The organism is Shewanella sp. MF05913 (assembly GCF_059758095.1).
Window position 1 is genome coordinate 79,832 of record NZ_JCAYNT010000021.1, and the last position, 6,418, is coordinate 86,249.

Below are 6,418 nucleotides of genomic sequence, written 5' to 3' on the forward strand. Positions count from 1 at the left end.
TTATAAAAACATGTTTGGCCTATATTGGGCACAAAATGTCAATTTTTGAGTTGCCTGTTTGTTTTTGGTTATTTTTAGGAAAACCTAAAACAAAAACGAAATGACTTTTAAATATGAAAAATAAGTGATTAGAACGATGCTAAAGCGATTTATCACAGCAATATAGAGTGAGATACGTAAATAAGTAGGGGAGAGTATAGGAATAGCTGAATATAGTAAGAAATGGTACACCCGAGTGGACTCGAACCACCGACCCCCAGGGGTTGATTACACTTTTTGACCAGCGCCAAAAATAATCTCTTCCCTGAAATCATCACTCCAACAAGCCCTATTGAACTTCTGATTCTGGCTTGTTTTAGCGGGATGTAGTGTCACTAGATTTAATGCCCAACGCCTTAAAATAGCCAGAATACTGGACCATCCTCATCATACATTTTCTGCTTATCTTCTTGAAATAGTGTATCTAAAAGCCTATGCTGATTATTTTCCGTTTGCCAGTGAGCCCTAATCGCTGTACCAAAGGCTTCTGATGTCAGCATTGCACTGCTGACATAAAAATGCGTATCTATACTGGTTTTGTTACCCACTTTTCGATGACGCTCTACTGCGATTAATGTTGTTAATTGAGACCATTTCATCTTTATCTCAGCGGGTAAATTCAATGGACACTGAAACGTTATCCGTTTTTCAACTCGACCATGGCCTTTATCATCTTGCGTAAAGCATTCGGCATCTGGGGTATTTGTAATGTAATCAGCAAATTGTGCCTGTACTGCCTCGTACAGCTTGGGCTGATTATCTTTGACTTGCAAAATACAATGCCCACCTTCTTCGACAATATAATCAAGTGTTTGCGTCTGGCAATGCAGCGCATCAAATGTCAGTAATTCATACTTCAAATCAAGACACGTCAGCAATTCTTGAACGAGTTTGAGTTCACTCTTTTTGCTCGCACCTGATTTAGCGCTGAAGACTAAACCAGAGCCGGTATCATATGCGGTTACCATATGTAACGCTGCGCTTGATGCTTTGGCACCTTTAAGCACTTTCCCTCAATAGCAATAGAAGCAAGTCCTGTGCTAAGCCGATGTTCGTTAACCCAACTCAACTAGGCATCTAGCAAGGATTGCTTTGACACTCCTCTGAAGATGCGACCAATGCTCTGCTGGCTGGGAATAGCATTAGCGAAGGGGCGATATTGACGCAGTCACATGAGTTTTAATGTCCCTAACTCGTGGCAATCTGTCCAACTTTGCGCACCTGATATCACAGCACTTAGGACGAGGAAGCAGATATCAATGACATCATGTTCTTGATTTATATGGAAACGGCAATCAGTAATCTTATCGAGATGTTAAGCATATTAAGTATAAAGACAAAGAAAAAGAGCGCTATTTGATCTCGCTGGCGAGTTCAATCAAGTTATTTTTTATCTCTTTTTTTTAAAAAGGATGCATGAAAAGCGATCGAGTATGATCCGCCCCCGGGTTTTTTCCTACTTTATAATCTATAATTTTGGAAGTGATTTTTTACTTATTTGTTTTTATCGCTTAAAGATCGCATTGCTATCATCACATTTCTAGTGTCGTATTTTCTTTCACTCTCTTTCCAATTTAGCTCTAAGAGTATTTCAGCGTTAAACTCAATTAAATCATCTATTGTTATCCCAAAAAGATCATCAAAAGGGTGATTTAAGTGCAGCACACCTCCTCGTGCGAATATCATGAGTTTTTTATGGATTTTTGTATACTCTAATGGTGATGAAATTAATAATCCCTGTTCATGAAATAGTTCAAGTGTATTGAGTCGAGCTTCAATGACAATTTTTAAGCTATCTTTCAATTGGGTCGCGTAATATGGGGTTAATCTATTTATAAACGCTTGATTTGCCGGTAAAAAATTAAGATGCAAAGTGTCTGTTTTAAATTGTTTGATGAAAGCAGGGTAACATTGTATAAATAAAAACTTCTCAACTGCCGTGGACGGTGCAGGAACAGATACGAATGGAGACGGAATTGTTAACCTTCGGGACGTTCCAGATAATATAGTCAATACTCACCTTGACGGATCGCCATTAGAACCCGCTATTGAAATATCCGTTAGCGATATGAAAGCTGTGTTAGCAACCAATCCTGATGGTTTAGGAGCTGGTACTGCACGTCCAGATAGGTTTGTTGAGGGTAATTATTCAGTATTTGATTTGCTGCGTTACCTTGCTCACACACGTAAAGATATGCAATTTGATCCTGGTACAATGATTCATTATTCAGACTCAAAATACGACACATTTGAATATTTATTCTCTTGGGACAAAAATAAGGATGGAGACTTTAGTAATGACGGTGAATATAGTGCGAGTAAAAATTGGCACTTTTCAAATGCGCAAGACGTAGGTGATGAAAGAGGTAATGGTGGTAGAAGTGCAAAAGATAAGAATTACAAGCGTATGGATCATTACTGGTTGAGACCTATGCAACATATACAATTTCAAAACTTTTCTGACACCATGACCGGCCGACGATTATGGGTGTTTGAGCAAGAGCAAAAGCGTTTTGAGGAAAATGATGGTCGATTTGTCATTCCTTTCATTTATTATGACCATTTTAAAGATGCATATGGCAATACAGAAAGAGAACTAGTTGCAGAACAAGTTGAAATCAAAGCGTTTAACCTAAGAAAAGACGTCTTTCAACCGGGTGTTATCACAGTAATGGATGTGTGGTTAACATTAGCTGATGAAATAGGGTTAGACTATCGCCTTACATAATGGCCGGTCATGGCAAGTGGCGCTATTGTAGAGAGTTTTGCTCTCTCCCGCGATCCTTTCACTGGTGTATACGGTGCTATGAAGGGCGCTGGACCAAGAAATGGTGAATTAGCAGTTGAGAATGATTTTTCCGCATTTAACCCACTATGTGAATTTGGAGTTGATGGTACTCCGAACGGAGACGGTAGACTATCTACAGAAAAATGCCAAGAAGAATGGTTAGCTTATGTTGGAACTGGAGGCGTTGATTTAAATGAAGTTCCAGGTTCAAATATACTAAGCTACCCCCCTGAGTTTGTATCATTAGTGGGAACAGTCTATGGTAATCAATTTATGGGGGCCTTAGAGGCTAACCTTATTAATGACCCAGGTTTCAAAACTACGGTATACATAACGGATGATATGTTGGAACTCGCCGATGTGCCTAATACTACGTATGAACGTGAAGACAAAGATGTAGGAGTATTGTCAATGAAGTTTGCGGCAATAGAACCTGTCGGAACTGCCACTATCTTGAATGAAACCCATTTTGGTTGGAAAATTGCTGACTGCGAGCAATGTCATAACGAATCAAAAAATCCAACAGGACATGGTGGTCAATCTTGGCCTACGAACAATGTAGAAGGGTTCGACTTTATCCAGCCGTATTATTGTTCAACTTGTCATGGGAATAACGGGGCGATGGAAAGTCATAACCGAGGTTCTAGATGTTTCTGGTGTCATAATGGTAAAGGTTCTATCCAGCCTAAAAATCATGGTGAAGCGAGTTTGACACGTATCATTGCTGCAAATGATTTAGTTGCGAATAACAGGACTACACATAGACCACCAGTAAATGATAACAATAAATTTGAGCCACTTGGTGACATTGAGTTCACTTACAACAGTGATTTCAATAACAGCCGCACATTCCCTGATCCATATTCTTGTGTTGCTTGTCATTGAGAATAGAAAATTATAAAGACTTTACCTTAAAATAGCTTAGGTTGAGGGAACTATGTATAGACTACATATTTCCCTCTCAAGTTTTTTTTGTAATTTTGATAAGTTTTCAAGTAAACATTAATTGTAATGTAGGTATTTAATATGAATTTCCCGACCGCTTCATCTGTTTTAAGTGAATATTTGGCAAAATATGACTCATTTGATGTTGTATTAGAGGTTTTTCCTAAAAGTGGCCTTGGAGGCGGATTTCGTTTTTCAGACACAAAAGTAAAATCTAATATGTTAAAGTATCCAATTATTTCATCATGTAATAACGCTTATGATTGTACGCTTAGGCTTAGCTCTTTGGTATCTAATAGCAAAATATCAATTCATCCGTTTGCAATTGATGGACGTTGGCTTGAAAATTTTTCTACAATCGAAAATTGGTTATCTTTGTCTGAAAATCCAGAAGTAATGACGAAAGTTAATAATATCATTAGTGAGTCAGGGTATAGTTCTCTTATGACTTTTAATGTTTATATTCCAAATGATGATTTTATTGGCATATACGTTATTTACACTAAAAACCACAAAAAAGAAGAGTTTATTGATGAGTTTAATCAAGCAGGATTAGGGGATTTGCTCTATCTCATTTATTATTATTTATGTCGTGAATTCCCTAATGAAATTAATCCAATGATTCATACAGGAGTAGTTTCAAAAGACGATAGAAGTACTAACGTATTCGGCCTCTGGACTAAGTAGTAAAGAGATAAGCGACCGTCTATACATGACTGAAAGAGGGGTCGATTATCACATTGAAAAGGCGAGAGTTTATTTTAAAGCCAAAAACAAAGCGGAACTAATATCGAAAGCAAAAAAAGCTTGCTTACTGTAAACAAAATCATTACATAGACAGTCACTGCTAATAACATCAACAACCAGGGATACCGCATAAGAGTCTGATTTTCTACTATATGGCTAAATACAACATCAAGCACTTATTGATTCATCAGTAATCGCTTTTTTCCAGTAATGCTTCTCTTGTTGACAATGATTTTGGCCAAGCGCACACGCGAGATAAGTTTTACCGCACCCCCTAGCCCCCAGGGGCTGATCATACTCGATCGCTTTTCATACATCCTTTTAAAAACAAAGAGATAAAAAATAGCTTGATTGATCTCGCCAGTGCGATCAAATAGCGCTCTTTTTCTTTGTCTTTATACTTAATATGCTTAACATCTCGATAAGATTACTGATTGTCGTTCCCATATAAATCAAGAACATGATGTCATTGATATCTGCTTCCTCTTGCTAAGCGCAGTGATATCAGGTGCGCAAAGTTGGGCCGATTGCCACGAGTTCGGGACATTAAAACTCATGTGGATGCGTAAATATCGCCCCTTCGCTAATGGTATTCCCAGCCAACAGAGTATTGGTCGCATCTTCAGAGGAGTGTCAAAGCAATCCTTGCTAGATGCCTTGTTGAGTTGGGTCAACGAGCATCAGCTTAGCACAGGACTTTCTTCTATTGCGATTGATGGGAAAGTGCTTAAAGGTGCTAAAGCATCAGCCTCGAGCGCTGCATTACATATGGTCACTGCATATGATACCGGCTCTGGTTTAGTCTTCAGCGCTAAATCTGGTGCGAGCAAAAAGAGTGAACTCAAACTCGTTCAAGAATTGCTGACGTGTCTTGATTTGAAGTCTGAGTTACTGACATTTGATGCGCTGCATTGCCAGACACAAACACTTGATTATATCGGCAATGCGAAAATTAGAATATTTAAAATGTGTTATCGATAATTAAAGAAGTAACATACTTTGTGATTTATAAATTAAATGATGAGTATTTTTTGCACCTAATAAACATTTGGCTCTTTCTAAATGGTAATCAATACCTCGAGGAGTCATATAATGGATGTCAGATAGCTCTGATCTAGAACATCCCAGGGCAAGATTTCTAATAATAGCGATGGTAGATTTTTTAAGCATTCCATAGTCTTCTAACGGACTTAAAATCAGCTTTGATGACCCCGCAGCAGATTGGTAAAGGTATATTTCATTTAACACATTTTCAATGCTTTGGCAGATTTCCTGTTCAGATTGATTATTAGCATCATCAAAAAAGAATAGATAACGACCATATAGCTGGCTTGTTGCAGACAGGGGAAGCGACAATGACACCACTTTTTTATAGCCACTTTCTTTCAACATTTTAGCAGACGTTGACCCAGAAGCCGTCCAACTGTAAAGCTGTTTGTTTACACTTTTAGATAAATCTACATCCATCGGTTTTAATAGACTTTTATAACATTGAAAAGTGTCTTGTAAATTCTCTGAAGTATAAAATATAGAGTTTCTTTGTTTTAAGCATTTCATCCATGATTTACCTAACCAAATATCAGGTTTGTCGAGGTCAATGTGAAACAAAGTATCCACAGCACCAATAGATACACTTAAAGATTTTAGTGTCGATAATAATGCTTTTCTCTGATTTAAAAGATTCTCTGTTTGAAGTTCCATCTTATTTCTCCAATTGTAAATCAACATTTATTCTACATAAGATAGGTAAATCTATGTTACTAAATATTGCTTCATAGACAGGATCTTTAGCAATAAACCTATATTTTAGATAGAAAAAAGGCCTTATTTATGATCTGATAATTGTCGCCAAACAAATCAACCTGAACAATAAATAAAGCCAATGACAATTATCACCTT

The 6,418-nt window shown here is 37.5% G+C and carries 6 protein-coding genes and 2 pseudogenes; 5 read left to right on the forward strand and 3 right to left on the reverse strand.

Going from position 1 to position 6,418, the window contains the following annotated elements:
- Window positions 1-267: 267 nt before the first annotated feature.
- Both AC19MV_RS19200 and AC19MV_RS19205 read right to left on the reverse strand, forming a co-directional pair.
- Window positions 268-1,342, reverse strand: a pseudogene (locus tag AC19MV_RS19200) (ISAs1 family transposase).
- A 191-nt stretch (window positions 1,343-1,533) separates the two neighbouring features.
- Window positions 1,534-2,052, reverse strand: coding sequence for a hypothetical protein (locus tag AC19MV_RS19205; protein WP_498309573.1), 519 nt, complete (start codon window positions 2,050-2,052; stop codon window positions 1,534-1,536).
- Window positions 2,053-2,107: 55 nt separating this feature from the next.
- On the opposite strand from AC19MV_RS19205, the gene AC19MV_RS19210 reads away from it, so the two are divergent.
- From AC19MV_RS19210 to AC19MV_RS19230, 5 genes and pseudogenes are all read left to right on the forward strand, one after another.
- A complete protein-coding gene (locus AC19MV_RS19210; RefSeq protein WP_498309575.1) occupies window positions 2,108-2,767 on the forward strand; it encodes a hypothetical protein in 660 nt (219 codons plus the stop codon).
- 9 nt (window positions 2,768-2,776) lie between these two features.
- Window positions 2,777-3,712: a hypothetical protein gene (locus AC19MV_RS19215; protein WP_498309576.1), complete on the forward strand. Its 936-nt coding sequence runs from the start codon at window positions 2,777-2,779 to the stop codon at window positions 3,710-3,712.
- A gap of 141 nt (window positions 3,713-3,853) precedes the next feature.
- A complete protein-coding gene (locus AC19MV_RS19220) occupies window positions 3,854-4,459 on the forward strand; it encodes a hypothetical protein (RefSeq protein WP_498309578.1) in 606 nt (201 codons plus the stop codon).
- 7 nt (window positions 4,460-4,466) lie between these two features.
- Window positions 4,467-4,592 (forward strand): hypothetical protein, encoded by a 126-nt coding sequence (locus AC19MV_RS19225; protein ID WP_498309581.1) that lies wholly within the window; start codon window positions 4,467-4,469, stop codon window positions 4,590-4,592.
- A gap of 353 nt (window positions 4,593-4,945) precedes the next feature.
- A pseudogene (locus AC19MV_RS19230) lies at window positions 4,946-5,458 on the forward strand (ISAs1 family transposase); the annotation flags it as partial.
- A gap of 42 nt (window positions 5,459-5,500) precedes the next feature.
- Here the strand turns inward: AC19MV_RS19230 and AC19MV_RS19235 are convergent.
- Window positions 5,501-6,220: a helix-turn-helix transcriptional regulator gene (locus tag AC19MV_RS19235; protein WP_498309579.1), complete on the reverse strand. Its 720-nt coding sequence runs from the start codon at window positions 6,218-6,220 to the stop codon at window positions 5,501-5,503.
- Window positions 6,221-6,418 lie beyond the last annotated feature (198 nt).

What these genes read in the sequence shown, in the direction of transcription:
- AC19MV_RS19210 (WP_498309575.1), top strand. Translation starts at nt 2,108, where the DNA reads ATGAAAGCTGTGTTAGCAACCAATCCTGATGGTTTAGGAGCTGGTACT.
- AC19MV_RS19235 (WP_498309579.1), bottom strand. Translation starts at nt 6,220, where the DNA reads ATGGAACTTCAAACAGAGAATCTTTTAAATCAGAGAAAAGCATTATTA.
- AC19MV_RS19220 (WP_498309578.1), top strand. Translation starts at nt 3,854, where the DNA reads ATGAATTTCCCGACCGCTTCATCTGTTTTAAGTGAATATTTGGCAAAA.
- AC19MV_RS19215 (WP_498309576.1), top strand. Translation starts at nt 2,777, where the DNA reads ATGGCAAGTGGCGCTATTGTAGAGAGTTTTGCTCTCTCCCGCGATCCT.